This is a genomic window from Microbacterium sp. LMI13-1-1.1, assembly GCF_040815625.1.
Classification (GTDB): Bacteria; Actinomycetota; Actinomycetes; order Actinomycetales; family Microbacteriaceae; genus Microbacterium; species Microbacterium forte.
Window position 1 is genome coordinate 1,242,935 of sequence record NZ_JBFPNL010000005.1, and the last position, 25,978, is coordinate 1,268,912.

A 25,978-nucleotide genomic window follows, 5' to 3' on the forward strand; every position below is an offset into this window, starting at 1 on the left:
ACTTCCACCCGACGGCAGTGTCGGTGGCGCGGCCTAGACTCATAGAGCCATGACCGAAGCCCCCCTCATCGTTCCCGGATCCGTCGGCCCCCGCTCCACGGGAGCGCAGGGACAGGACGACCTCCTCGCCGGCCTCAACCCGCAGCAGCTCGAGGCGGTGACCTATCGCGGACCCGCGCTGCTTATCGTCGCGGGAGCCGGTTCGGGCAAGACCAGCGTTCTCACCCGCCGTATCGCCTCGCTGCTGAGGGCGCGAGAGGCCTGGCCCAGCCAGATCCTCGCGATCACCTTCACCAACAAGGCGGCCGGTGAGATGCGCGAGCGCGTCGAGGCGATCGTCGGCGACGCCGCTCGGGGCATGTGGATCTCGACCTTCCACTCCGCCTGTGTGCGCATCCTCCGCCGAGAGGCCCAGCAGTTCGGGTTCACCAAGTCGTTCACGATCTACGACTCGGGCGACTCGCGCGCCCTCATCAAGCGTCTGGTCAAGCAGCACGAGGCCGACGCATACGGGCTCACCCCCGGAGCCGTGCAGTCGCGCATCTCGAAGCTCAAGAACGAGCTGTCGGACGCCGACGCCTATGCGCGTCAGGCGAACATGAGCGACCCGGCCGAGCGGATCTTCGTCGAGCTGTTCGCGGATTACCAGCGGCAGCTGCAGAAGGCGAACGCGTTCGACTTCGACGACCTGATCGGGCAGACCGTCCACCTGTTCCGTGCGTTCCCGCAGGTCGCCGACACCTACCGCCGTCGTTTCCGTCACGTGCTCGTCGACGAGTATCAGGACACGAACCACGCCCAGTACGCGCTCATCCACGAGCTGACGCGGCCCGTGACGGGCGAGAGCCCAGACCCGTATGCCTCCAACGGCATGATGATCTTCGAGCCCGAGACCACTCCCGAGCTCGAGGGCGCCTCGCTCACCGTGGTGGGCGACTCCGACCAGTCGATCTACGCCTTCCGCGGTGCCGACATCCGCAACATCAGCGAGTTCGAGCGCGATTTCCCCGGCGCCCGTGTCGTGCTGCTCGAGCAGAACTACCGCTCCACCCAGAACATCCTCTCCGCGGCGAACGCCGTGATCGGCAACAACTTCGACCGCAAGGACAAGAAGCTCTGGAGCGACAAGGGCGACGGCGACATGATCGTCGGCTTCACCGGGTATTCGCAACACGATGAGGCGCAGTTCGTGGCCGACGAGGTCGAGGTGCTGCACCGGGCCGGAATGCCGTACTCCGAGATGGCGGTCTTCTATCGCACGAACTCGCAGTCGCGCGCCCTGGAAGAGATCTTCATCCGCTCGGCCGTGCCCTACAAGATCATGGGCGGCACGAAGTTCTACGAGCGCGCCGAGATCAAGGACGCGCTCGCCTACCTGGTCGCCGTCGCGAACCCTGCCGACGAGATGGCGGTGCGACGTATCCTCAACAAGCCGCGCCGGGGCATCGGCGACGTCACCGAGACGGCGATCGCCCGCTTCGCCGAAGAGCATGACATCACCTTCCGCCAGGCGCTCTCGGTGCCGGATCAGCTGGGCTTCGGCCCGAAGATCCAGGCCGGCATCGCTCAGCTCGATGCCGTGCTGGCCGAAGCGACCGAGATCATGCTCCCCGCTTCCGGCGAGGTCCCCGCGCCCACCGCCGTCGCCGACGGGCTCAGCGTGCTGCTGTCGAAGAGCGGCTACCTCGATGCGCTGCGTGCGAGCCGCGACCCTCAGGACGAGGCCCGCGTCGAGAACCTCGACGAGTTCGTCGCCGTCGCTCGAGACTTCGCCCGCAACAACCCCGACGGGACGATCGTCGACTTCCTCACGGAGGTCGCCCTCGTCTCCGACGCCGACGACCTCGACGACGAGTCGGGCTCGGTGTCCCTGATGACGATGCACACCGCGAAGGGGCTCGAGTACGACGCGGTGTTCGTGACCGGCGTCGAAGAGGACCTCATCCCGCACCGCATCTCGGCCGGTGAGCCGGGGGGGCCGCAGGAGGAACGTCGACTCTTCTACGTCGGCATCACCCGCGCTCGCAAGCGTCTGCACCTGTCGCTGGCCATGACCAGGGCTCAGTTCGGAGAGGTCTCGGTCGCGATGCCCAGCCGATTCCTGCAGGAGATCCCCGCCGGGCTCATCGACTGGCGCCAGTCGCCGGGCGACGTCAACTCCCGCGGGGGCATGCAGTCCCGCGCGCTCAACGCACGCAGGGGAGGCGGATTCGGCGGCTCCGGTTCCGGCGACCGCTTCGGGGTGAAGCAGCTGCCAGCACGCGACTCGCTCAAGCCGCTGTCCACGGCGATGGACAAGTTCCCCAACCGGGTGACGGCGAAGATGCGCGACAACGGCGACCTCGAACTCGCCGCCGGTGACCGCATCCGCCACTCGGACTTCGGCGAGGGGCGAGTCGACGCGGTGACGGGCGAGGGGGCGAAGCGCATCGCTCACGTGCGTTTCGATTCCGCCGGCCAGAAGAAGCTGCTGATCAAGGTCGCGCCGATCGAGAAGATCTAGCCCTGTAGCGGGTTAGGCTGGCTGATATGGCCCTGTTCTCTCGCCGCAAGAAGTCCGCTGACGATGTCGTCGCCGACCACACCGAGACCGAGGAGTCTGTCGTCGACGCTCCGGAGGTCGCGGAGACACCCTCCGAAGCCGCCGAGGTCACGCCCACCATCGGGATCTCCGTGCAGGCGTTCCGCGGTGTCGGCGCGCAGGCCGGACCCGAGGTCGAGCTGCCCGATCCCGACGCGGCTCCCGCGGCATCCGCACCGACTGCGGTGCCTGCTCCCGCAGCGCCCGCTCCTGCGCCCGAGCCCGAGCGCAAGCTCCCGCTGGCACCTGCGCTGCCGCCCGAGCAGACCGAGACCGTCGCGGGCATGAAGGACAACGTCCTGCTGCGCGAATCGCTCAAGGAGGTCGAGCAGGGCGCGACGAACGAGCAGCTTCTCGGAGTTCTCCGCCAGGCGCTGCAGGGCCACATGTACATCCGGGTGAACGGCGATGCTCGGGCACAGATCAGTGAGGGCAAGCCCCTCGCGGTCGCCGTCGTGCGCGATGGTGAGCGCCAGTTCATGCTGGCGTTCAGCTCGGCTGCCGCCGTGCGAGACTCCGTGCAGCTCGAGAAGGACCCGACGGCGACATCGGCCGTCGCACAGCCGGTCACCTCGGTACTGCAGCAGGTGGTGTCCGGAGATTTCGCCGGCCTCATCGTCGACAACGCCTCGGCACCGCACCGCGTGGTGTTCCCGACCGAGCTGTTGCAGAAGGCTCTCGAGCAGGCGGATGTCGACATGACCGTCAAGTCGCTCATCGCCGCACCGCGCGAGCAGGACTCTGCCTCCAAGGTCGGCGAGGCGCTCGCGACCAAGCGCATGTGGGTGGCCGTCAACGAGGGCAACCCCGGCGGGCAGGTCGGCATCGCCGAAGCGCAGACGCCTGACGGCAAGCGTTTCCTCCAGCTGTTCTCGCACCCGCTCGAGGTGCTCGCGCTCGGGCGCGGCGATCGACCGCTGCCCTTCGAGCCGCTGCAGCTGGCGAAGATCCTGTCCAGCCACGTCGATATGGCCGGTGTCATCATCGACCCGGCCGGGCCCAGCATCGTGGTCGAGCGCGAGGCGCTCACCTCCGTGCTGATCCTGGCGATCGATATCGACGACTGACGGGCTTCCGCGCGTCGCACCTGCCCCCTAGGGTCGGAGCATGGCCTCAGAACGCGTGCCCCTGACCGTCATCGATCCTGATGGGGAGCGCGAGGTCGTGCTCTCCAGCCCGAACAGGGTGGTGTGGCCGAAGGACGGCATCACGAAGGCCGAGCTCGCGGAGTACTTCCAGCTCGTGAGTGCTCCGTTCCTCGAGGCGAACGGCAACCGTCCCGTCTCGCTCGAGCGCTTCCGCGACGGACTCGGCAGCGACGGCTTCTTCTCGAAGAACCCGCCCAAGGGCACGCCCGACTATGTCGACGATGTCACGGTGACCTACAACAGTGGGCGACGGCATCCGCAGATCGTGCTCAATCGACCGAGCGCCATCGTCTGGGCGGCGCAGATGAACACGATCGTGTTCCACCCGTGGGCGTCGCTCGCCTCCGACCCCGACAACCCGGTCGAGCTGCGGATCGACCTCGATCCGCAGCCGGGAACCGGGTTCGCCGACGCCGTTCCCGCCGCACACGCGCTGAGAGAGGTGCTCAGCGAGGTCGGTCTCGACGCGTTCGTGAAGACCAGCGGCAACCGCGGCCTGCATGTGTTCGCCCCGATCGAGCCGACGCACGAGTTCCTCGACGTGCGGCACGCCGTGATCGCGGCCGGCCGAGAGCTGGAGCGACGGATGCCCGAGCAGGTGACGATGAGCTGGTGGAAGGAGGAACGAGGGGAACGCGTCTTCATCGACTTCAACCAGGCCAACCGAGACCGCACGATGGCCGGTGCCTACAGCCCTCGCGCTCTTCCCGGAGCCACGGTCTCGACGCCGGTGCACTGGGATGAGCTCGACGGCCTCGACCCCGCCGCGTTCACCGTGCACAGCATCCCGAAACGACTCGATGAGATCGGTGACCCGTGGGCGGGCAAGCAGAGCAGCCCGGGCCGCATCGACACCCTGCTGGAGTGGTGGGAGCGCGACCTGGAGGCGGGGCTGGGCGAGCTGTCGTTCCCGCCCGAGTTCCCGAAGATGCCGGGGGAGCCGCCGCGTGTGCAGCCCAGCAAGAAGGTCGAGGCGAACTGGGACGCGAACGGCGACCCGATCGACGAATGACGCTCAGCCGATGACCTCGGCCAGGTCGTATCCGGCCACGGTCTCGAGCTGATCGTAGGTGCACGAACGGGCATCTCGATCGGGGCGCCAGCGCTCGAACTGCACGGTGTGCCGGAACCGCGAACCCTCGAGCTGGTCGTAGCGGACTTCGAGCACGAGCTCGGGTCGCAGCCGAACGAACGACACGTCCTTCGATCCGCTGAAGCGCGAGCGCTCGCCCTCTCCGGTGACGGCATCGCCTGCATCGTCGCGCTCCACCAGCGGAGCGAGCTCCTCGACGAGTTCCCTCCGACGCACATCGCTCCAAGCCGCCACGCCGCCGACCTGGCGCAGCATGCCGTCGGAATCGTAGAGGCCCACGAGCAGCGACCCGACCCCCGATCCGGATTTGTGCACACGATATCCGAGCGCGACCACGTCGGCCGTACGGGCGTGTTTGACCTTGACCAGGGTGCGCTTGCCCGGCGCGTACGGCTGATCGAGCGGCTTGGCGACCACTCCGTCGAGGCCTGCGCCTTCGAACTGCGCGAGCCAGCGCACGGCCGCATCACGATCGCGGGTGGTGCGGGTGATGTGCAACGGATGCTCGACCCCGGCCATCAGCGTCTCCAGGCGCTCGCGCCGCTCGGCGAACGGGGTGCTCGACAGGTCTTCATCGTCGACGGCCAGCAGGTCGAACGCGATGAACATCGCGGGCGTCTCTGCGGCCAGCCTGGCGACTCGCGAGGCCGCGGGATGGATGCGCTGGCTCAGCGCTTCCCAGTCGAGCCGCTGCGCGCCCTCAGGCCCCGTGGCGACGACGATCTCGCCGTCGAGCAGGCACGGGCCAGGGAGAAGCCGGGGGATCGCTTCGACGAGCTCGGGGAAGTACCTGGTCAGAGGCTTCGCTCCGCGCGAGCCGATCTCGACGGTCTCGCCGTCCCAGGCGATCAGCCCACGGAATCCGTCCCACTTGGGCTCGAACAGCAGTCCGCCGGTGGTCTTCGCGGGGTCCGGGACGGATGCCGCCGCCTTCGCCAGCATCGGAGAGGGGATCTCGTAGCGCATGGGTCCATCCTGGCGTCGCCGACGCTGTCGCAGAAGGGGGAGTTCGGGGATGTCAGCCGAAGAGGTCGCCGAGCGAGACGCGGGCGCCCGCATCCTTCAGCGCCGTTCGGGCAGCGTGCCACCCGGCCATGCCGTTGACCCCTGGACCCGGCGGGGTCGATGCCGAAGCGAGATACACGCCGCGCATCGGTGTGCGCCAGGGCGCCGTGCCGAGCATGGGTCTGCGCAGCGCCTGCGGGATGGTGAAGGCGCCGCCCAGGATGTCTCCGCCGATCTCCGACGGGTTGATCGCCTCGCGCGACGACGCGGGCACCGAGTGGTGGGCGAGGACGAGGTCGCGGAAGCCGGGCGCGAACCGTTCGACCTGACGGGTGACGAGCTCGGTGGCGTCGAGGTCGGAGCCCTGCGGCACATGGATGTACGCCCACAGCACCGCCTTGCCCTCGGGCGCCCGACTCGGATCGAAGACCGACGGCTGCACGGACAGCACGTAGGGGCGATCGCTGATGCGACCACGGGCGACGGCGTTCTCGCTCTCCCAGATCTCCGCGGCCGATCCTCCGATGTGCACGGTGGGCGACTGCCCGACCTCTGCGTTGGCCCACGGGATGGGCCCGTCGAGAGCGAAGTCGACCTTCGCCGCAGCCGGTCCGTAGCGATAGCTGCGGATCGCTCGCGCGTACGACGCGGGGATGTCGGGATGGGTGAGGGTGAGCCGGGGCGACGTGTTCAGCATCAGCAGATCGCCGCGGGCGGGGTCGCCCCAGTCGAGGGATGCCAGGTCGGTGATGTGGGCGCCTGTCTCGACGGATCCGCCATGGGCCTCGATGTCGGCGACCATGCTGTCGGCGATGTTCTGCGCACCGCCTCGCGGGTACATCCATCCCCCCGCGTGCGCCTGCGCGGCCAGCAGCAGTCCGGCGGCTGCGCCGGCGAGGGAGGGGAGGGGAGTGTTCGCATGCGCCAGGACGCCCGCCATCAGGCCGCCGGCCTCTTCGGTGCGGAAGGTGCGGCGGGCCAGGGGCGTGCCCTGATCGAGCATCCGCAGTGCGAACCGGAGAGCCGTGATCGGCTCGTGAGGAACTCGCAGCATCTGATTGCCGGTGAAGTCGACGACACCCTCGACATGTGTGCTGAGCGGGCGCAGAAGCGACAGCCAGGCGCGCTCGTCGGCACCGAGCGCCGCGGCGGTGCGCTCTATGTCGCGCCAGGCGATGCCGGCTCTGCCGCCGTCGAGCGGGTGCGCGTAGGAGATGTCGGGAAGAATCCATTCGACCCGTTCGGCGAGGCCGAACGCCTGGAAGAACGTCGACGACAGCGCGGCCGGATGAACCGCGGCGCAGACGTCGTGGCGGAAGCCGGAGAGGGTCGACTCGGCTGTGCGGACGCCGCCGCCGATGGTGTGCGCCGCCTCGAGGACGCGCACCTCGTAGCCCGCGCGGGCGAGGGTCACGGCCGCCGCCAGGCCGTTCGGTCCGGAGCCGATGATCGTCGCGCGTGCCATTCGGCCAGTCTTCCATGCCCGGGCGTGAGATCCTTGAGGAAATGAATGAAGTTCAGGGCCCGACCCCCACAGGCAACTCCCGTCCGTACCGAACCCTCGCGGAGGCGCTCCGAGCGCACCGCATCGCCGAAGAGAACCATGAGTTCATCGCGGCGATCACGGATGCCGTCGGCATCTCGTCCTACATCGACCGAGGCCGCTACATCGAGGCGATCCGCCGCGGCGAGGGCGCCTCGCTGCACATCGGCAAGACCTACACCAATGGCTTCGCCGAAGACGAGGTCGTCGTCGTCGGCTCCACGCCCCTGCGTCTGCGTCCGAGCGAAGGCCGTGCTCCGTACTTCTTCGTGACGCACCCGAGCGAGTTCCGTCCCATCGCTCCGGTCAAGGCGAAGCGCAGCACGACTCCTCGAGTCGCGGCGACGCCGAAGTCCGAGCGTGCGACGAAGACGAGCGAGCGCGACTACGGCGTGTGCGACGTCTGCTTCATGGTGAAGACGCCGGCCGGGGGTTGCGGCTGCGACTGACGCCCGCGATCACGGTGCCTCGAAGGGCACGCCGGTGAGCTTCTGCGACACGTCCCAGATCCTCCGGGCCGACTCATCGTCCCGCAGACGCGAATAGAGCTTCTGAGGTGCGGGCGGGCCGCCGAGGTGACCGATCCCCGACGGCCCGTAGAACCCTCCGCCGACGGCATCCGCTGAGGTCGCCGCGTAGACCGCAGGAAGTCCCGCGGACTCGGCCGTGCCGACGATCAGGCCTCGGCGCGAGAGCGCGTCGATGATGCGGCGCCCTGACGTCTGCGTCGCGCGGCCGAGATCCGGCTGCGCGGCCAGCAGGTTCGTCGGTGCGACCCCCGGATGCGAGAGCATGCTGGCGATGCCCCATCCCTCGGCCTCGCTGCGTCGCTGGAGCTCGAGCGCGAACATCCCGAACGCGATCTTGGACTGGCTGTACGCGCGCATCCCGTTGTACGAGCGCTCCCACTGCAGGTCGTCCCAGTTGATGCCTCCGCTGTCGGCCGCGATGCTGATCTGCGACACGACCCTGGCCGCGCCGGCCATGAGCAGGGGGAGCAGCCGTCCGACGAGCGCGAAGTGCCCCAGATGGTTGGCGCCGAACTGCAGCTCGAAGCCGTCCGCCGTGGTTCTGCGGTCAGGGGGCGTCATCACTCCGGCATTGTTGATGAGGATGCTGATCGGCTCTCCCTCATCTCGCAACGTGGCGGCGAGTGCGGCGACCGAGCCGAGCGACGAGAGATCGAGGTCCCGCAGCGAGATGCGCGCATTCGGAGCCGTCTCGCGGATCCGTGCGATCGCCACGTCGCCCTTGGCCCGGTTGCGGACGGGCATCACGACCTCCGCGCCTGCGGCGGCGAGACGGGTGGCGATTCCCATCCCGATTCCGTCGCTTGCTCCGGTGATCACTGCGCGCGCGCCGTGCAACGGCGGGATGGTCGGCTCTGCGTTCTTGCGTGGCATGTTCTCTCTTCTTCCTCGTCGGCTCCGATGCTCTCCCGTGTCCGCCGTGCGAACCAGGGATCGTCGATCCGTGGATCGCAAAGGGGCCGGCTGGTAGAACGGAGTCGACGGCGGGAGAAGCGCATGGCGGTGGACCGACGGGGGCTCGCGGAGTTCCTGAGAACGAGGCGCGAGGCGCTGCAACCCGAGGATGTCGGGCTCGCCCGCGGAGAGCGGCGACGCACCGACGGCCTGCGACGGGAGGAAGCCGCTTCGCTGTGCCACATGTCGACCGATTACTACGCGCGGCTCGAACAGGAACGCGGACCTCAGCCCTCCGACCAGATGGTGGCGGCGATCGCCCAGGGACTGCACCTCTCACTGGCAGAGCGAGACCATCTCTTCGCCCTCGCCGGTCACACGCCGCCGGCGCGGGGTGCCGAGAGCGACCATGTGAGCCCGGGGATGCTGCGGATCTTCGATCGACTGCACGACACTCCCGCCGAGGTGGTCACGGAACTCGGTGAGACTCTGCGTCAGAGCCCGTTGGGCAGCGCCCTGGTGGGGGATCTCGTCGGACTCCGCGGACCTTCGCGCAGCATCGGATATCGATGGTTCACCGACCCCTCCGCGCGGTCGATCTACGACCCGGAGGATCACCCGTTCCTCTCTCGGCTGTGGGTGTCGGGGCTGCGCGAGGTCGCCGCTCGTCGGGGCCCGGGATCTCGAGCGGCGCGTTATGTGGAGCTTCTGACCGATCGGAGCGAGGAGTTCCGACGCATCTGGAAGAAGCACGAGGTGGGTCTCCGCCCCGGCGCCACAAAGCGCTTCATGCACCCCGAGCTCGGGCGGCTGGAGCTCACGTGCCAGACGCTCGTCGATCCGGAGCAGTCGCACTCCCTGCTCGTCTACACCGCAGCGCCGCGTAGCGAGAGCCACGAGAAGCTGCGGCTTCTCTCGGTGATCGGTGGTCAGAGATTCGTCGGCGATCCTTCACCGACCACCTCGGGCGGGAAGTCCGAAGTCTGACTCCCGACAGGCGAGCACCGCGCCGGGTCAGGCGAAAGCGCTCATCCCGGTGATGTCACGGCCGAGCAGCAGCGCCTGCACGCTCTCGGTGCCCTCGTAGGTGTGGATCGCCTCGATGTCGGCCATGTGCTGCATCACGCCGTTCTCGAGCAGGATGCCGTTGCCGCCGAGCAGATCGCGGGCGATGGCGGCCACGCGCCGTGCTGCGCGCGTGTTGTGGAACTTCGCCAGTGACGCCTGCGTGGGCCGCAGCTCGCCGGCGGTCTCGAGGTCTGCGAGGCGTCGGCAGTAGAGCTGCATCGCGGTGAGGTCCTCGAGCATGTGGGTGAGGCGTTCCTGCACCATCTGGAACTTCGCCAGCGGCTTGCCGAACTGGATGCGCTGGGTCGAGTACGCGAGCGCGGCCTCGTAGCAGGCGGTCGCGTGACCGAGAGCCGACCAGGCGACGCCCGAACGGGTCGCGTAGAGCACGACCGACGCGTCTTTGAAGCTCTTCGTCCCCGGCAGCACGGAGTCGAGCGGCACGCGCACGTCGTCGAGCTCTATGTGCGCCTGGTGGATGGCTCGGAGCGATGCCTTGCCGCGGATCGGCGTCCCGGTGTATCCGGGGGTGTCCTGTTCGACGAGGAAGCACCGGACGGCGCCGTGCTCGGCCGCCGTCTCGTCATCGACGCGGGCCCACACGAACGTGATGCCGCCCGAGGCGCCGTTGCCGATCCACTTCTTCGCACCGCGGATGACCCATTCGTCGCCATCGCGGCGTGCGACGGTCTCGAGCGAGACGGAGTCCGACCCATGGTCGGGCTCGGTGAGCGCGAAGGAGCCGAAGACCGAGCCGTCGGCGAGGGCCGTCAGCCACTTCTGCTGCTGATCGGGCGAGCCGAAGAGTGCGAGAGTGCGCAGCGCGAGCCCGCCCTGCACCGCGAGCACGGTGCCGAGCGACCCGTCGCCGCGGGAGATCTCCATGTTCACGAGCCCGGCGGCGAGCGGGGAGAGGCGGGTGAGTGAAGGATGCTCGATGCCGTCGACGACCAGGTCCATCTCGCCCATGCGGCGAGCGGCGTCGAGCGGGTACTCGGCGCGGTCCCAGGCCTCCGCCATCTGCGGTCCGACCTCGTCGATGTACGCCTTGGCGCGATCCCAGGCCCGGCGATCGGCGTCGGGGATGTCGGCGAAGACGGCGTAGTAGTCGCTGTCCTGGCGTCCGGTGATGTCGTACGACGAGACGCGCTCGCCGGGGAGAGGGGAGGCTGCGGTGCTCATGGTGACTCCTTCGTGACACCAAGTATCGTACTCCTCGATACTCGGTTCCACGACTCCCTCGACGGGAGTCAGGCGGGTCAGTCGAGCTGCGTGCGCAGGCGCCGGGTGACCTCGGCGATGGGCATCGAACGGGGGAACACGGCGACGACGACATCGTCCGGCGCTTCGGTGACCGCCTCCGATGGCACGCCGTAACGGCGGCGGACGTCGGCGAGCGCCGTCTGCAACGTCGAGAGCGGCACCTTCTTCTTGCCGCGCAGCAGCTGCCGGAGCACATGGTTGTGCACCGCGGTGACGAGGGCGGAGAATCCGACGGCATCCAGAGGGTCGATGCCGGGAAGCGAGCTGCGCAGGTAGTCGTCGAACAGTCGCTCGTAGCGGAACACCGTGATGATCTCGCGTTCACGGAGCACCGGCACCTGACGCACGATCTGATAGCGCCGACGCGCGAGCTCCGGGTCGTGCGCGAAGTGGGCGAAGACCGATTCGGATGCTGCGCACACTGCGCCCCAGGGGTCGTCATGCCCCTCGGAGAGGAAGGTCCGCAGCTGCTCGAGCAGAACCTCGTGGTCGGCGAAGACGACGTCCTCCTTGCCGCCGAACTGGCGGAAGAACGTCGACCGTGAGACCCCTGCGGCCTTCGCGATCTGCTCGACGGAGGTCTGATCGAACCCCTGTGTTGCGAACAGTTCGAGCGCAGCGGCCACGACGCCGGTGCGCAGTTCTGCGGATTCATGCATGGGACGAGCCTAGACCTCGGCTTCACGCGGTGCAGACGCCGGAATACGCCGACCGCGGCGACGCGCTCTGTGCACTGTCGATAGCGTCGACTAACATGGGTCGCCGGAGGGTGGGGCGCGCTCGCGTCCCTGACGGAGGGGAAGATCATGGCAGCGCAGATCGGTGCTGACTTCGAGCAGATGCTCGAGAACATCCATACGCTCGTCAAGAGCATCGAAGCGGCCGGAGTGGGGTCGCGCGGAACGCAGATCGAAGGCCTGCGCACCAACACGACTGCGCCCTACATCGATTCCGCGTCCGACTATGCCGCCGGCCTCGAAGCGATGATCGCCGAGCTCAGCGTCAACACCGCCGCCTTCCGGGATGCGCTCAAAGCCGTCGTGGACCAGAAGCAGGAGTCAGAGCAGAACCTCTCCGCGTCTCTCGCTCAGATCGCGCAGGTCGTCGATGACCCGGCACTCACGCCGACCGCTCACCTGACCAGCACCGGTTCCGCTCCGGCGGAATCGGGTCCAGAGGCATCCTCGGGCACGACGGAGGACGACGGCACCGAGTCGGTCACATACTGATGAGTGTTCGTCGATGGGGTGCCGTCGCGATGGCACTCGCGATCGCAGCGGCAGCGGCCACAGCACCGAGCGCGGCTGCGGCGCAGGACTTCGCGGCCGACGGACCGCTCTGGTATCTGGACGCGATGAAGATCCAGGCGATCCACGACGCGGGGATCACCGGTGACGGCGTGACCGTCGCCGTTTTCGACGCCGCCCTCGACCCGGAGGTCTCCACGCTCGAGGGTGCGGACATCGAGGTGAGGCAAGCCGAGGGCTGTCCCGATCCGCTCTCGGGGAATCGCGACGACTTCGAGGGGCTGAAGCATGGGACGTCGGTGACGTCACTGATCGTCGGAAACGGCACATCGGACTCGGGTGCGGGTCCGGTCGGGATCGCTCCCGGCGTGCGGATCCTCTATTACGGCATCCTGCAGGACTCGTGCGAGGGAGACACGTTCCCTGCTGCCCTCGACGATGCCGTCGCCCAGGGCGCGGACATCGTCACCATGTCGGGTGGGTTGAATCGACTCGCAGATGAGCTTTCGCAGGATTCCGTCGACAGCGTCGCCGCCGCACTGCGCGAGGGCGTGCTCGTCGTAGCCGGACTGCCGAACCGCGACACCGTCTGGGAGTTCGTGACGACCACCGTCAACGGCGTCGTGAACGTCGCGTCCGTCGATGCGTCGGCGCAGGCGGCGACGCAGCTCGACGGTTCCGCAATGGTCAACGAGGACGTGGACATCGTCGCGCCGGGTATCGACGTCGCAGGCCTCGGCTTCGATCAGACGTGGGGGATGTCGGCGTGGTCAGGCAACTCGGCAGCCACTCCGATCGTCGCGAGCCTTCTTGCACTGGCGAAGCAGAAGTGGCCGGATGCCAGCGGGTCGCAGCTGCTGCAGTCGATGATCCGCAACACAGGCTCGACCCCGCATGAGCTGCAGTGGTCGGACACCTTCGGGCACGGGATCATCAATGCGACCCGTCTCGTGCAGGAGGATCCCACGCAGTATCCCGATGAGAACCCTCTCTTCAAGGACGACCAGTCGCCCTCGTTCGAGGAGGTGTTCTCGACGACCGACACCGAGCCGACCGGAGAGCCGAGTGCCGAAGACGGCTCGGGTCCCGGTGCGCTTCCGTGGATGCTGGGCGGCGGAGCGGTCATCGTGATCGCCGTCGCGGCGACTGCAATACTGATCGGCCGCAAGAAGAGTGGAGGACGCGCAGATGTATGACCCCAATGTGTGCACACCGACGATGTTCGAGGATGAGCTCCGGGCGCTGTCATCGATGAGCTCGTTCACGGACCCCGAGATGGAGTCCCGCCTGCAGGCGGTGGCGGAGCTGCGGAGAGCGATCCAGGCCGTGCGGGAGATCCCCGGTTGGACCGGCGACTCGGTGGGCGAGGCGCAGGTTCTCCTGGAGCGTATGGAGAAGAACGCGACCGCCATCGAGACGGCGTTGACGGACATGCGCTCCGGCCTCCGCAGGGCCGCGGACAGTGCGGCGGGCGCCGCATCCGCTGCGCTGCGGCGCCTGCCGTCAGCATCTGTGGACGGATTCATCGCGGATGCCCAACGCAATCTCGCCGGGATCACCGACGGATGGGGCGCCTTCGATACCGGCGAGGCTGTGGCGCGTGAAGAGGCGCGGCTCGCCGCAGAGCGGGAGGCCGCGGCGATCGAGGAGCTCAAGGCCATCCGCGGCTCGCTCACCGGAGAGGCGCGACAGAACTTCCACGACCCCGGCACAGTGACGGTCAACACCTCCTCTGTCCCCCTTCCCGTGATCGACGTGGACGGGATCGACTCCCGTGTTCCCTCGGTCGGCAGCAATGGGCCGTCGGCAGGTGGCGGCTCGCCGCAGGGCGGCACCGGCGGCGGCACGTGGACGGCGCAGCCTGGCGGCGGGTGGGTGCCCGGAGGCGACGGCGGCTCGGGCGTCGGCAATGGCGGCTCAGGCGGTGGCAACGGCGGATCGGTGGGCGACACCGACTTCGGCAACGGTGGCTCAGGCGGTGGCAACGGCGGGGGCGGCGTCGGCACCGGCGGCGACAACGGCTGGGGCACCGTCGACCCAGGCGGATCCGGAAGCGGCGCCGCAGGTGACCCCAGCGTGGACTCGCCGATCGGCGGCACCCTGCCCGGGTACCCCGGCGGTGGCGGTGCCAGTGGCAGCGGCGGTGGCGGAGGCCTGCTCACCGGGGGATCCGGTGGTTCGGGCACGCTCGGCGCAGCGGTCGTGGGTGGTGCGGGAGCTGCGGCCCTCCTGGGCACGCGCTCGGCGTCTCTCGGCGGCACGGGCGGCGCGAGCCTCTTCGGTGGGGGTGGAAGCGGCGCAGGAGCCGGTGCTGGTGCGGCCACTGCCGGACGTGGACTGCTCGGCATGAGTGGTGCGACCGGCCCCGGAGGCATCGGGGCGGCAGGATCCGCATCCGGTTCGGCATCCGGCTCTGCCGGCGGTTCGTCCGCCGGCGCGGGTGGTCGTTCGATGGCTCCCGGCATGATGGGCGGAGCAGGCGACGACGAGAAGCGGCGCGAACGCTCGGGTCTCGGCGGCCCGATCGCCCCCAAGCTCGAAGATGATGAGGAGACAGGGCCCCGCTCGCGTTCGGCCCAGGCCGGCAGTCGCGACACGCTCCGCTGAACCCGATCTCCATACCGGTATGCGCTCCCGGCGGCCTCTTGGCCGCCGGGAGCGTTCAGTTCGAGGTAGTAGGCTGGGCGACTGGTCGATGTCTCGACATCGAGAGAATTACCAGACAGCAGCCCAGTGAAGGAACCACAGTGGATCTGTACGAGTACCAGGCACGAGACGTTTTCGAAAAGTACGGAGTGCCGGTTCTCGCCGGCATCGTCGCCGACACCCCTGAGGAGGTGAAGGCAGCCGCTGAGAAGATCGGCGGAGTCGTCGTCGTCAAGGCCCAGGTGAAGACCGGTGGTCGTGGCAAGGCCGGCGGCGTCAAGGTCGCGAAGACCCCCGAAGAGGCATACGAGGCGGCCAAGGCCATCCTCGGACTCGACATCAAGGGCCACGTCGTCAAGCGCGTCATGGTCGCGCAGGGTGCGCGTATCGCCGAGGAGTTCTACTTCTCCGTGCTGCTCGACCGTGCCAACCGCTCCTACCTGAGCCTCTGCTCGGTCGAGGGCGGCATGGAGATCGAGGAGCTCGCGGTCGAGCGCCCCGAGGCGCTCGCACGCGTCGAGGTCAACCCGCTGACCGGCATCGACAAGGCGAAGGCCGTCGAGATCGCCCGTGCAGCCAACTTCCCCGAAGACCTCATCGAGAAGGTCTCCGATGTCTTCATCAAGCTCTTCGACGTCTACAAGGGCGAGGACGCGACTCTCGTCGAGGTCAACCCGCTGGTCCGCACCGAAGAGGGCGACATCATCGCTCTCGACGGCAAGGTCACACTCGATGACAACGCCTCCGAGATCCGTCACCCCGAGCACGAAGCGCTCGAAGACAAGGACGCAGCCGACCCGCTCGAGGCCAAGGCCAAGAAGAGCGGTCTGAACTACGTGAAGCTCGACGGCGAGGTCGGAATCATCGGCAACGGTGCAGGACTCGTCATGTCGACGCTCGACGTCGTCGCCTACGCCGGTGAGAACCACAACGGCGTCAAGCCCGCCAACTTCCTCGACATCGGCGGCGGCGCCTCGGCTGAGGTCATGGCCGCAGGCCTCGACGTCATCCTCGGCGACCCGCAGGTCAAGAGCGTGTTCGTGAACGTCTTCGGCGGCATCACGGCGTGCGACGCCGTGGCCAACGGCATCAAGGGCGCTCTCGAGACCCTCGGCAGCGCAGCCTCCAAGCCGCTCGTCGTGCGCCTCGACGGCAACCGCGTCGACGAGGGTCGCGCGATCCTCGCCGAGTACGCGCACCCGCTCGTCACGCTCGCCAGCACCATGGACGAGGGCGCCGACAAGGCCGCCGAACTCGCCAACGCCTGATCGCAGAGAGACACAAGGACTAAAGAAATGTCGATCTACCTCAACAAGGATTCCAAGGTCATCGTCCAGGGCATCACCGGAGGCGAGGGCACCAAGCACACGGCGCTCATGCTGAAGGCCGGCACCCAGGTCGTCGGTGGCGTGAACGCGCGCAAGGCCGGCACCACGGTCTCGCACACCGACAAGGACGGCAACGCCGTCGAGCTCCCCGTCTTCGCCTCCGTGGCCGAGGCCATGAAGGAGACCGGCGCCGACGTGTCGATCGCCTTCGTCCCCGGTGCCTTCACCAAGGACGCGATGATCGAGGCCATCGACGCCGAGATCCCGCTGCTCGTCGTCATCACCGAGGGTGTCCCCGTGGGCGACTCGGCCGAGGCCTGGGCCTACGCGCAGAGCAAGGGCAACACGACCCGCATCATCGGACCGAACTGCCCCGGCATCATCACCCCCGGTGAGGCGCTCGTCGGCATCACGCCCGCGAACATCACCGGCAAGGGCCCGATCGGCCTCGTGTCGAAGTCGGGCACCCTGACCTACCAGATGATGTTCGAGCTGCGCGACCTGGGCTTCTCGACCGCCATCGGCATCGGCGGCGACCCGGTCATCGGCACGACGCACATCGACGCGCTGGCCGCGTTCGAAGCAGACCCCGAGACCAAGGCGATCGTGATGATCGGCGAGATCGGCGGCGACGCTGAAGAGCGTGCGGCCGAGTACATTAAGGCGCATGTCACCAAGCCGGTCGTCGGCTACGTCGCAGGCTTCACGGCCCCCGAGGGCAAGACCATGGGCCACGCAGGCGCCATCGTCTCGGGCTCGGCAGGCACCGCTCAGGCGAAGAAGGAGGCCCTCGAGGCCGCCGGGGTCAAGGTCGGCAAGACACCGTCCGAGACCGCCGCTCTCATGCGTGAGATCGTCGAGTCGCTCTAAGAGCTATAATCGAGGAGAAGGCCCTGGACTCCACTCCGGGGCCTTCTTCTATGCCCGGACGGGGTCTCTGCCGAGCCGCTCCCAGATCGCCGCGACGTGCCGTGAATCGGTGCCGCAGCATCCTCCGATGACGCGCACCGACGGCATCCGCTCGAGGAGCTGAGCCATGCGGTCGGCCAGTTCGACGGGGTCGCCGTCGTCGAGGATCTCCGACTCGTCGAGCTCGGCGTGCGAGAGGCGTGAGGCGTTGGGGCGGATGCCGACGATACGTGGCGCGGTGTCGGCATCCAGAGCGCGCTCGAAGTGATCCGGGTGCGCGCAGTTGAGGGAGTAACCGTCGGGCGGATCCGACGCCTCCACCTCGGCGATCGTCTCCGCGAGTGTGCGGCCTGACGCGAGCAGTCCGTCGGTCTCGACGGTGAACGAGATCTCGACGGCGATGCCTGCCTCGCGGGCGGCGCGGACGATGCCCTGCGCCTCCGCCGCGTCGTTGAGCGTGTACGCGGCGATCACGTCTGCCCCCGCCTCGACGAGGGCGCGCACCTGGTCGCGGTGATAGCGATAGGCGTCATCCGGTCCGGTCACGGGATCCCACGCCCCCGGTCGGTAGCCGTCTCCTCGCGGGCCGAGCATGCCGACGATCTGCACCACAGGCAGGCCGGACTCGGCAGCGATCTGCTGCAGCAGCCGCACCGCATCGACATTGACCCGATGCATGGCGTCGGCGTCGTATCCGAGCCGGGCGCCCCAGTCCGAGCTCGCACGCCAGGTGGGGGTCTCGAGCCGCAGCGGGGCGCCGTGTGCTCGGGCGATCTCGACGTAGCCGCGGTAGTACTCGCCCAGAAGCCGGCGGCCGTCATCATCATCGAGGAGGACGAAGGCGGCGAAGTCCGGCAGATCGACGCCGTGATGGAAGATCAGATCAGTCTCCAGGCCGCCGTCTGTGACGTGACGGACCGGGACGACGGGTGCGGACATCGGTGCCTGCTCTCCTCGGGTCCTTCCGTTGTAGCACTGCGCACAGGGTGGCGCCACGGGGCCTGCACACGACAGAGGGGCGGATGCCGCAGCATCCGCCCCTCGTTGTTCCTGAGTCGCTCAGGCGACGCCGAACAGTGCCTCGATGGGTCCGCGGGCGAAGAACACGACGAAACCGGCGGCGACCACCCAGAGCAGTGGGCTGATCTTCCTGGCCTTTCCGGAGAACGCCTGCACGAGGACCCAGCTGACGAAGCCCGCGCCGATGCCGTTGGCGATCGAGTAGGTCAGCGGCATCACCGTGACCGTCAGGAACACCGGGAGCAGCACGCTGAACTCGGTCAGATCGATGTACTTGATCTGGGCCATCATCATGGCTCCGACGATCACCAGCGCTGCGGCGGCGATCTCGGTCGGCACGATCGACGTGAGCGGTGTGAGGAACATCGCCAGCAGGAACATGCCACCGGTGATCAGGTTCGCGAAGCCGGTGCGCGCGCCCTCGCCGATGCCCGCTCCGGACTCGATGAACACGGTGCTCGACGACGACGACGTGCCACCACCGACGATCGCGCCGACACCTTCGACGACCAACGCCGACTTGATGCGGGGGAAGTCGCCGTTCTCGTTCGCGAGACCGGCTTCCTTGGCGAGACCGGTCATGGTGCCCATGGCATCGAAGAAGTTCGAGAAGACCAGGGTGAAGACGATCATCACGATCGCGACGAGGCTGACCTTGCTGAAGTCGAAGCCGAAGTCGACCGCGCCGACCAGGCTCAGGTCGGGCAGGCCGAACGGCGAGCCGCTGAGCGTGGGGACCGTGAGGCCCCAGCCTCCGGCGTTGCCGTCTGCCGCGGCGCCGAGGTGCCAGATCGCCTCGACGATCACCGCGAGCACCGTGCCCGAGACGAGGCCGATGAGCAGCCCGCCCTTGACCTTGCGGGCGACCAGGATGCCGGTGACGATCAGCGTGACGATGAAGAGGACGGTCGGGACGGTCGCGACGGAGCCGCCGACTCCCAGACCGACCGGCGGGGATGCGCTGCCGGTGGCGGTCACGAAGCCCGAGTTGACGAAGCCGATGAAGGCGATGAACAGGCCGATTCCGACCGTGATCGCGATCTTGAGCTGGAACGGCACAGCGTCGAAGATCATCTTCCGAAGGCCCGTGGCAGCGAGGAGCACGATCACGAGACCGTTGATCATGACGAGCGCCATGGCCTCGGGCCAGGTGACCTGGCCGACGACCGAGAATGCGACGAAGGCGTTGATGCCGAGGCCGGCAGCGAAGCCGAAGGGCAGGCGGGTGATGAGACCGAACAGGATCGTCATCACGCCGGCGGTCAGCGCGGTCGCGGCGCCGACGGCGCTGAAGTCGAGGGTGTTGCCTGCGACATCGGCTGAGCCGGACAGGATGATCGGGTTGAGGATCACGATGTAGGCCATCGTGACGAAGGTCACCAGACCCCCTCGGATCTCGGTGCCGATCGTGGATCCGCGCTTGCTGATCTCGAAGAAGCGGTCCAGGGCGTTCGTGGGTTCGGCGGTTGAGCGGGTGGGGGACGGGGCAGTTGTCATCGGGAAACCTCCGCAGGAGACGATATCGTGTCGCGCGAGTCGCGCGCGCCCCCAGGCGACGACAGGGTTCTCGTCGTAGTCTCGATTCGATATGCAACGCCTCCTCGTCGCGCTCCTCGCCGCCTTCGATGCCGCTATCGCTGCGGCGGTCGGTCTCGTGGTTCTGCTGGCGCCGCTCACCCTGCTCTGGACGCTCTCGTTCGGAGTGACAGCCGACTGGGGAGCGCTCTGGCCGCTCACCGGCTCACTGTGGCAGTTCGGCCACGGCGTGCCGCTGAGCATCGACGTCTCGACCGAGGTGCTGCGCGCCACGGGCATCGCGCCCGACGCTGCCGCTTTCACGCTCTCGGTGACTCCGCTCGCGTTTCTCGTCTTCACTCTGCTGTTCGCGGCTCGCTCCGGCGCCCGTGCCGCCCGCGCGGGTGCGTGGCTGCTCGGTACGCTCTCCGGTTCCCTCGCGTTCGCGGCGATCGCGACCGGGGTCGCGCTGACCTCGCATCTCGCCGCGGTCGAGACGCCCGTCGCAGAGGGCATCCTGCTTCCGACCGCGGTCTATCTCGTGGGCGCCGCGTGCGGGGCCGTGCGCATCGCCTGGGAAGACGGCGACGGCGGCGTCCTCGACCGCATCCACGACGTCGTCGACTCCTGGGGCGATTGGGGACCGGTGCCGAGCGCAGCGGTCCGCGGGGCGGCCTTCGCCGTGGTGGGGGTCACCGCTGTCTCGGCGGTCGCCGTCGCCGTTCTCGTCGCGGCACGGGGCGGGGAGATGGTCGCGTTGTTCCAGGCAGCTCGCGTCGACGCGCTCGGCGCCGGAGTCATCACGCTCGGGCACCTCGCCTATCTGCCGACGATCATCGTCTGGGCTGCCTCCTGGCTCGCCGGCCCCGGATTCGCGGTGGGCGTCGGCACTGCGGTGTCTCCCGCGGGCACCCAGCTCGGGGTGGTCCCGGGAATCCCCGTGCTCGGTCTTCTTCCCGAGAGCACGTCGATCTGGATGCTCATCGTGATCATCCTCCCGATCGGAGCGGGAGCCTTCGCAGGATGGGCCGTCCGCTCGCGACTCGTGTGGGAGGGAACCCCTCTCGGAATGGCTCCTCGTGCGGTGATCGCCGCGGGCATCGGTGTGCTGACCGCCGCGGTCGCCGGGGTCGCCGCCCTGCTCGCCGGAGGATCGATGGGACCGGGGCGGCTCGCCGAAGCCGGACCGGCGGCGCTGCCCTTCGCCCTCGCCCTGGGCGGCGAGGTCCTGCTCGGTGCGGCGATCCTGCTCCTGTCGCCTCGGAATCGGGACGAGCTAGCAGAGGAGCGCACCGACCGGTGGGTCGCCGAGATGACGGCATCCGATTCCGCCTCGAGTGAGCCCGGCGATGGGATGGTTCGCTGGCCCGATGCAGCGTCCGACTACGACACCGCGCCGCTGGACGGCGCGGGGGGATTCCGGCTGCCCCAGCGCGACCCCGGGGACCCCGTCGGCTGACACGCGGGGTCAGGCCCCGGCGCCGGCCCCGATAGACTGGGCGCGTGCTCACGGTCGCCGTTCTCATCTCGGGCACCGGCTCGAACCTTCGCGCCCTCCTCGAGGCTGCTCGCCACCCCGATTTTCCTGCGCGGGTGGTGGTCGTCGGCGCCGACCGCGAAGCCGATGGCCTCGCCCACGCCGAGGAGTTCGGCATCCCGAGCTTCACGGTTCCCTGGCACGAGCACGAGTCTCGTGAGGCGTGGGGTGAAGAACTCGGCCGACAGCTCGCGGTCTGGAATGCAGACCTCGTCGTGCTCAGCGGCCTGATGCGCCTGCTTCCCGCTGCGCTCGTCGCGGACCTCGCGCCGCGGCTCATCAACACGCATCCCGCCTACCTGCCTGAGTTCCCCGGTGCACACGGAGTGCGCGATGCGCTCGCCGCGGGCGTCTCGGAGACCGGCGCGAGCGTGATCGTCGTCGACGACGGCGTCGACACCGGGCCGATCCTCGCCCAGGAGAGGGTGCCGGTCATCGAAGGCGACACCGAGCACAGCCTGCACGAGCGCATCAAGCCCGTCGAACGCCGACTGCTCATCGACGTGGTGCGCCGCATCGCGACCGGCGAGCTCTCGTTGACCTCCGCATCCTGACCCGATCCACGCACGCCCCCCTCGCACGAAGGAGCCCCTCATGGCCGGACCCCGCCACGATCATTCGCTGTACCGCGACCGCGACACCGTCCCGGTGCGCCGGGCGCTCGTCTCGGTGAGCGACAAGACCGATCTGCTCGTGCTCGCGGCGGCGCTCGCCGATGCGGGTGTGCAGATCGTCTCGACCGGCTCGACCGCCTCCACCATCCGCGAGGCCGGATTCGAGGTGACCGATGTCGCCGCCGTCACCGGCGTCGCCGAGATGCTCGACGGGCGCGTGAAGACGCTGCATCCCAAGATCCACGGCGGCCTGCTCGCGGACCTCCGCCTCGAGGATCACGAGCGTCAGCTCGCCGACCTCGACATCGCGCCGTTCGAGCTCGTCGTCGTGAACCTCTACCCCTTCGTCGAGACTGTCGCCTCGGGCGCCGAGGGCGACGACGTCGTCGAGCAGATCGACATCGGCGGGCCTGCCATGGTCCGCGCCGCGGCCAAGAACCACGCGAACGTCGCGATCGTCGTCTCACCGCAGTCGTACCCCGGCATCATCAGCGCCATCGAGAACGGCGGCACCACGCTGACGCAGCGCCGCGAGCTCGCGGCCCGCGCCTTCGCGCACACCGCCGCGTACGACACGGCGGTCGCCTCCTGGTTCGCCGAGGGCACGCTCGGGGAGGGCGAGGACCTGCCCACCCACCTCACGATCCAGGCCGAGCTTCTCAACACCCTGCGCTACGGCGAGAACTCGCACCAGCGCGGCGCGATCTACACGCGCGTCGGCGGCCACGGCATCGCGCAGGCGACGCAGCTGCAGGGCAAGGAGATGTCGTACAACAACTACGTCGATGCGGATGCCGCGCTGCGCGCCGCGTACGACATGGTGAAGCCGGCCGTCGCGATCATCAAGCACGCGAACCCGTGCGGCATCGCGACCACCGCGCCCAACGCCCTCGACCCGATCGCGAGCGCGCACATCCGTGCGCATGAGTGCGACCCCGTGTCGGCGTACGGCGGTGTGATCGCCGCGAACGGCACCGTGACGCTCAAGATGGCCGAGAACCTCAAGGACATCTTCACCGAGGTCATCGTCGCTCCGTCGTTCGAGCCCGCAGCGCTCGAGGTGTTCAAGGCGAAGAAGAACCTGCGTCTGCTGCAGCTTCCGCAGGACTGGCAGCAGGAGCGCATGGACGTGCGCCTGGTCTCGGGAGGGCTTCTGCTGCAGGACGCCGACCGCTTCCCCGACGACATCGTGTCGGTCGCGAAGAACTGGGAGCTCGTCTCGGGCGAGCGCCCCAGCGACGAGGAGATGGAGAACCTGATCTTCGCGTGGAAGGCGTGCCGTGCCGTGAAGTCGAACGCCATCGTCCTCGCGAAGGACAACGCCACGGTCGGCGTCGGCATGGGCCAGGTCAATCGTGTCGACTCGTGCCGGCTCGCCGTCGAGCGTGCCGGTGACCGGGCAGCGGGCTCGGTCGCCGCATCCGATGCGTTCTTCCCCTTCGCCGATGGCGCGCAGGTGCTCATCGACGCGGGCGTCACGGCGATCGTCCAGCCCGGCGGCTCGGTGCGAGACGAAGAGGTCGTCGACGCCGCACGCAAGGCCGGAGTCACGATGTTCTTCACCGGAGAGCGTCACTTCTTCCACTGAGGAGTCCGGCCCCAGGGTCGCAGCACCTCCGAGACCCCTCGCGTCGACGTCGGCGCGAGGGGTCTCGCGCTGTCTGCAGGGGGGGTGAGACCGATGTCCACAGTGATGTCCGATTTCCGCCAGTCAGCGTCGGAGGAGCATGACAGAGTGGAGCCATGAGCTTCCCCGTGACCGACTTCGACGAGCGATATCGCGCGATCAGCGCACGTGACACGCGCTTCGACGGTCAGTTCGTGACCGCCGTGAGCTCCACCGGCATCTACTGCCGGCCGAGCTGCCCCGCGCGCACACCCAAGCCGCAGAACGTCACCTTCTACCCGACCAGCGCGGCGGCTCACGAGGCGGGCTTCCGAGCGTGCAAACGATGCCTCCCCGAGGCGGCCCCCGGCTCGCCCGCGTGGGATCTGCGCAGCGACGTCGCCGCTCGGGCGATGCGTCTCATCGCCTCGGGCGTGGTCGAGCGCGAGGGGGTCTCCGGGCTCGCCGTGCGTCTCGGATACTCGACCCGGCACCTCACCCGGCTGCTCTCGACCGAGCTCGGTGCGGGTCCTCTCGCCCTCGCGCGGGCGCATCGGGCGCACACGGCGCGGATGCTGCTCGTCGGCACGGACATGCAGATCTCCGACGTCGCGTTCTCCGCGGGCTTCGCGAGCATCCGGCAGTGCAACGACACGATCCGCGAGGTGTTCGGCCTGACGCCGGGCGAGCTCAGGGCCCGTCGGAAGACGCCGGCGTCGGCTGCTCCCGGCGCGATCGACCTCGTCCTCCCGTATCGCGGTCCTCTCGATGCGGCCGGCGTCTTCCACTGGATGGCGGCCCGTGCGGTGTCGGGGGTCGAAGAGGCCACGGCCACGTCGTTCTCGCGTCATCTGCGCATGGCGGGCGGGCCCGCATGGTTCGAGGTGAGGCAGGATGCGACGGAGCGACTGCACCTGCGTGCCCGTGTCGCGCAGCTCGGCGACCTCGCTCCGCTGGTGTCGACCGTGCGACGGATCTTCGATCTCGACGCCGACCCTCTTGCCGTCGACGAGGCGCTGAGCGCGCATCCGGAGCTCGCTCCGCTCGTCGCGCGCACTCCCGGCATCCGTGTGCCCGGTTCGGCGGATCCGCATGAGATGCTGATCCGCGCGATGATCGGTCAGCAGATCACGGTCGTCGCCGCTCGCACTGCCCTGACGGCCCTGACCGAGGCGCTGGGGGAGCGCACGGAGCAGGGGCTTCTGTTCCCCACGATGTCGGCGATCGCCGAGCGAGGGGCCGAGGTGCTGCGCGGGCCGGGGGCTCGTATCAGGGCGATCGTCGGTGCTGCGGCAGCTCTCGCCGGCGGCTCGCTCTCGCTCACGGTCGGAGACGACGGCGTCGAGCAGCGAGCCGCCCTGCTCGCGATGCCGGGCATCGGTCCCTGGACGGCCGACTACGTGCGGATGCGTGTGCTCGGCGACCCCGACGTGCTTCTCCCCGGCGATGTCGCACTGCGCGCAGGGGCCGCCGCGTCCGGGCTTCCGGGCGATCCGCGGCCGCTCGTCGCGTGGGCGGAGCGCACCGCCCCGTGGCGCAGCTATCTCAGCGCACATCTCTGGCGCGCAGCACCGGCCCGCCCTGTGCGACGGACGCGCGCGTCCCAGACCACCACCCTTGTGAAGGAGACCCCATGAACGCCATGATCCAGACCATCGAGACCCCGGACGGGCCGTTCACCATCCTCGCCGACGAGCATCAGCGAGTGCTTTGCTCGGGATGGACTGCCGATCAGGCGACGATCGTCGCCCGCCTCTCGACCCAGGGTCGACCGACTCAGGTGCGCGAGCGCGACACGGATGCGGCAGCCGCGGCGCTCGCGTTCTACGCCGGAGACCTCTCGGCGATCGACGCGGTCGCGGTGAAGCAGACGGGCACGACGCTGCAGCTGGCCGGATGGTCGGCGCTGCGTGAGATCGAGCCGGGGGAGCCGCTGACCTACACCTCGTTCGCGGCGCGGCTCGGCAACCCTCGGGCGGTGCGGGCCGCTGCCTCGATCTGCGCGCGCAACGCTCCGGCGCTGTTCGTCCCGTGCCATCGCGTGCTGCGCTCCGACGGCACGCTCGGCGGGTTCGCGTGGGGACTCGACGTCAAAGCGAGTCTGTTGGAGAGGGAAGCCGCGCGGGGATGAGTCGCAGAATCGTCGGCCGGCGCTGAAGCGCTATCGCCCGTCACCAAGACGGGCATCCCGGCATGCGATGTCGCCAGAGGAAGACGACGTCGAGGAATCGGGAATCTCTCTTGCGCTCAGCTTGTTCACAGGAATAGGCTGGTGGGCTGTCGCACCGACCGGGACGACATCGCCGAGCCTGAGGAGGACACCATGACATCGATCGCCGCTGTGCAGATCGCCGCTCTCGGCTCGACCCCGGTGCGCCCGCTCCGCTAGAGCCACTTTCCGACACGCACGACCTCACCGGATGCCGGACTC

At 68.7% G+C, this 25,978-nt stretch carries 22 protein-coding genes; 15 read left to right on the forward strand and 7 right to left on the reverse strand.

Annotation, left to right across the window (positions count from 1 at the left end):
• Positions 1-49: 49 nt before the first annotated feature.
• The 3 genes from MRBLMI13_RS12795 to ligD are packed head-to-tail and all read left to right on the forward strand — an operon-like array spanning position 50 to position 4,741.
• Positions 50-2,503, forward strand: a complete 2,454-nt coding sequence (locus MRBLMI13_RS12795) for an ATP-dependent helicase (protein ID WP_367822945.1) — start codon at positions 50-52, stop codon at positions 2,501-2,503.
• A 26-nt stretch (positions 2,504-2,529) separates the two neighbouring features.
• Entirely contained in the window at positions 2,530-3,648 is a 1,119-nt protein-coding gene (locus tag MRBLMI13_RS12800; RefSeq protein WP_367822947.1) for an SseB family protein, read from the forward strand.
• A 40-nt stretch (positions 3,649-3,688) separates the two neighbouring features.
• A complete protein-coding gene (gene ligD / locus MRBLMI13_RS12805; protein ID WP_367822949.1) occupies positions 3,689-4,741 on the forward strand; it encodes a non-homologous end-joining DNA ligase in 1,053 nt (350 codons plus the stop codon).
• Positions 4,742-4,744: 3 nt separating this feature from the next.
• Here the strand turns inward: ligD and MRBLMI13_RS12810 are convergent, their stop codons facing one another.
• Positions 4,745-5,788 (reverse strand): ATP-dependent DNA ligase, encoded by a 1,044-nt coding sequence (locus tag MRBLMI13_RS12810; RefSeq protein WP_367822951.1) that lies wholly within the window; start codon positions 5,786-5,788, stop codon positions 4,745-4,747.
• 52 nt (positions 5,789-5,840) lie between these two features.
• On the reverse strand, positions 5,841-7,292 hold the full coding sequence (locus MRBLMI13_RS12815) for a phytoene desaturase family protein (RefSeq protein ID WP_367822953.1): 1,452 nt from the start codon (positions 7,290-7,292) through the stop codon (positions 5,841-5,843).
• A gap of 41 nt (positions 7,293-7,333) precedes the next feature.
• On the opposite strand from MRBLMI13_RS12815, the gene MRBLMI13_RS12820 reads away from it, so the two are divergent.
• Complete coding sequence (locus MRBLMI13_RS12820) at positions 7,334-7,819, forward strand: hypothetical protein (RefSeq protein WP_367822955.1); 486 nt, start codon at positions 7,334-7,336, stop codon at positions 7,817-7,819.
• A 9-nt stretch (positions 7,820-7,828) separates the two neighbouring features.
• Here MRBLMI13_RS12820 and MRBLMI13_RS12825 read toward each other — a convergent pair whose 3' ends face one another.
• On the reverse strand, positions 7,829-8,773 hold the full coding sequence (locus MRBLMI13_RS12825; RefSeq protein ID WP_042539262.1) for an SDR family oxidoreductase: 945 nt from the start codon (positions 8,771-8,773) through the stop codon (positions 7,829-7,831).
• 123 nt (positions 8,774-8,896) lie between these two features.
• Here MRBLMI13_RS12825 and MRBLMI13_RS12830 point away from each other — a divergent pair, with 123 nt between their 5' ends.
• A complete protein-coding gene (locus MRBLMI13_RS12830; RefSeq protein WP_367822957.1) occupies positions 8,897-9,781 on the forward strand; it encodes a helix-turn-helix transcriptional regulator in 885 nt (294 codons plus the stop codon).
• A 27-nt stretch (positions 9,782-9,808) separates the two neighbouring features.
• On the opposite strand, the gene MRBLMI13_RS12835 is transcribed toward MRBLMI13_RS12830, so the two are convergent.
• Together MRBLMI13_RS12835 and MRBLMI13_RS12840 are read right to left on the reverse strand one after the other, a co-directional pair.
• Complete coding sequence (locus MRBLMI13_RS12835) at positions 9,809-11,044, reverse strand: acyl-CoA dehydrogenase family protein (protein ID WP_042539267.1); 1,236 nt, start codon at positions 11,042-11,044, stop codon at positions 9,809-9,811.
• Between the two features lie 77 nt (positions 11,045-11,121).
• Entirely contained in the window at positions 11,122-11,784 is a 663-nt protein-coding gene (locus MRBLMI13_RS12840) for a TetR/AcrR family transcriptional regulator (RefSeq protein WP_079112393.1), read from the reverse strand.
• A gap of 147 nt (positions 11,785-11,931) precedes the next feature.
• Here MRBLMI13_RS12840 and MRBLMI13_RS12845 point away from each other — a divergent pair, with 147 nt between their 5' ends.
• From MRBLMI13_RS12845 to sucD, 5 genes are all read left to right on the forward strand, one after another.
• Entirely contained in the window at positions 11,932-12,354 is a 423-nt protein-coding gene (locus MRBLMI13_RS12845; RefSeq protein WP_079112394.1) for a hypothetical protein, read from the forward strand.
• Entirely contained in the window at positions 12,354-13,568 is a 1,215-nt protein-coding gene (locus tag MRBLMI13_RS12850) for a S8 family peptidase (protein WP_367822960.1), read from the forward strand. The genes MRBLMI13_RS12845 and MRBLMI13_RS12850 overlap by 1 nt, the downstream gene beginning before the upstream one ends.
• Positions 13,561-14,979, forward strand: a complete 1,419-nt coding sequence (locus MRBLMI13_RS12855) for a hypothetical protein (RefSeq protein WP_367822962.1) — start codon at positions 13,561-13,563, stop codon at positions 14,977-14,979. The genes MRBLMI13_RS12850 and MRBLMI13_RS12855 overlap by 8 nt, the downstream gene beginning before the upstream one ends.
• 140 nt (positions 14,980-15,119) lie before the next feature.
• Complete coding sequence (sucC, locus tag MRBLMI13_RS12860) at positions 15,120-16,286, forward strand: ADP-forming succinate--CoA ligase subunit beta (protein WP_367822964.1); 1,167 nt, start codon at positions 15,120-15,122, stop codon at positions 16,284-16,286.
• Positions 16,287-16,313: 27 nt separating this feature from the next.
• Entirely contained in the window at positions 16,314-17,216 is a 903-nt protein-coding gene (gene sucD, locus MRBLMI13_RS12865) for a succinate--CoA ligase subunit alpha (RefSeq protein WP_042539277.1), read from the forward strand.
• Between the two features lie 48 nt (positions 17,217-17,264).
• On the opposite strand, the gene MRBLMI13_RS12870 is transcribed toward sucD, so the two are convergent.
• Both MRBLMI13_RS12870 and MRBLMI13_RS12875 read right to left on the reverse strand, forming a co-directional pair.
• Complete coding sequence (locus MRBLMI13_RS12870) at positions 17,265-18,194, reverse strand: homocysteine S-methyltransferase family protein (RefSeq protein WP_367822966.1); 930 nt, start codon at positions 18,192-18,194, stop codon at positions 17,265-17,267.
• A 120-nt stretch (positions 18,195-18,314) separates the two neighbouring features.
• Entirely contained in the window at positions 18,315-19,772 is a 1,458-nt protein-coding gene (locus MRBLMI13_RS12875; protein WP_042539281.1) for an NCS2 family permease, read from the reverse strand.
• A gap of 91 nt (positions 19,773-19,863) precedes the next feature.
• Here MRBLMI13_RS12875 and MRBLMI13_RS12880 point away from each other — a divergent pair, with 91 nt between their 5' ends.
• From MRBLMI13_RS12880 to MRBLMI13_RS12900, 5 genes are all read left to right on the forward strand, one after another.
• Positions 19,864-21,249, forward strand: a complete 1,386-nt coding sequence (locus tag MRBLMI13_RS12880) for a DUF6350 family protein (protein WP_079112398.1) — start codon at positions 19,864-19,866, stop codon at positions 21,247-21,249.
• A 44-nt stretch (positions 21,250-21,293) separates the two neighbouring features.
• Positions 21,294-21,881 (forward strand): phosphoribosylglycinamide formyltransferase, encoded by a 588-nt coding sequence (gene purN, locus MRBLMI13_RS12885; RefSeq protein ID WP_367822969.1) that lies wholly within the window; start codon positions 21,294-21,296, stop codon positions 21,879-21,881.
• Positions 21,882-21,921: 40 nt separating this feature from the next.
• The gene (purH, locus tag MRBLMI13_RS12890; RefSeq protein ID WP_042539287.1) at positions 21,922-23,529 is read left to right on the forward strand and encodes a bifunctional phosphoribosylaminoimidazolecarboxamide formyltransferase/IMP cyclohydrolase; all 1,608 of its coding nucleotides are present in this window, start codon (positions 21,922-21,924) and stop codon (positions 23,527-23,529) included.
• A 155-nt stretch (positions 23,530-23,684) separates the two neighbouring features.
• Entirely contained in the window at positions 23,685-25,184 is a 1,500-nt protein-coding gene (locus tag MRBLMI13_RS12895; protein ID WP_367822971.1) for a DNA-3-methyladenine glycosylase 2 family protein, read from the forward strand.
• Entirely contained in the window at positions 25,181-25,678 is a 498-nt protein-coding gene (locus tag MRBLMI13_RS12900; RefSeq protein WP_367822973.1) for a methylated-DNA--[protein]-cysteine S-methyltransferase, read from the forward strand. Before MRBLMI13_RS12895 ends, MRBLMI13_RS12900 begins: the two co-directional genes overlap by 4 nt.
• Positions 25,679-25,978: the final 300 nt, after the last annotated feature.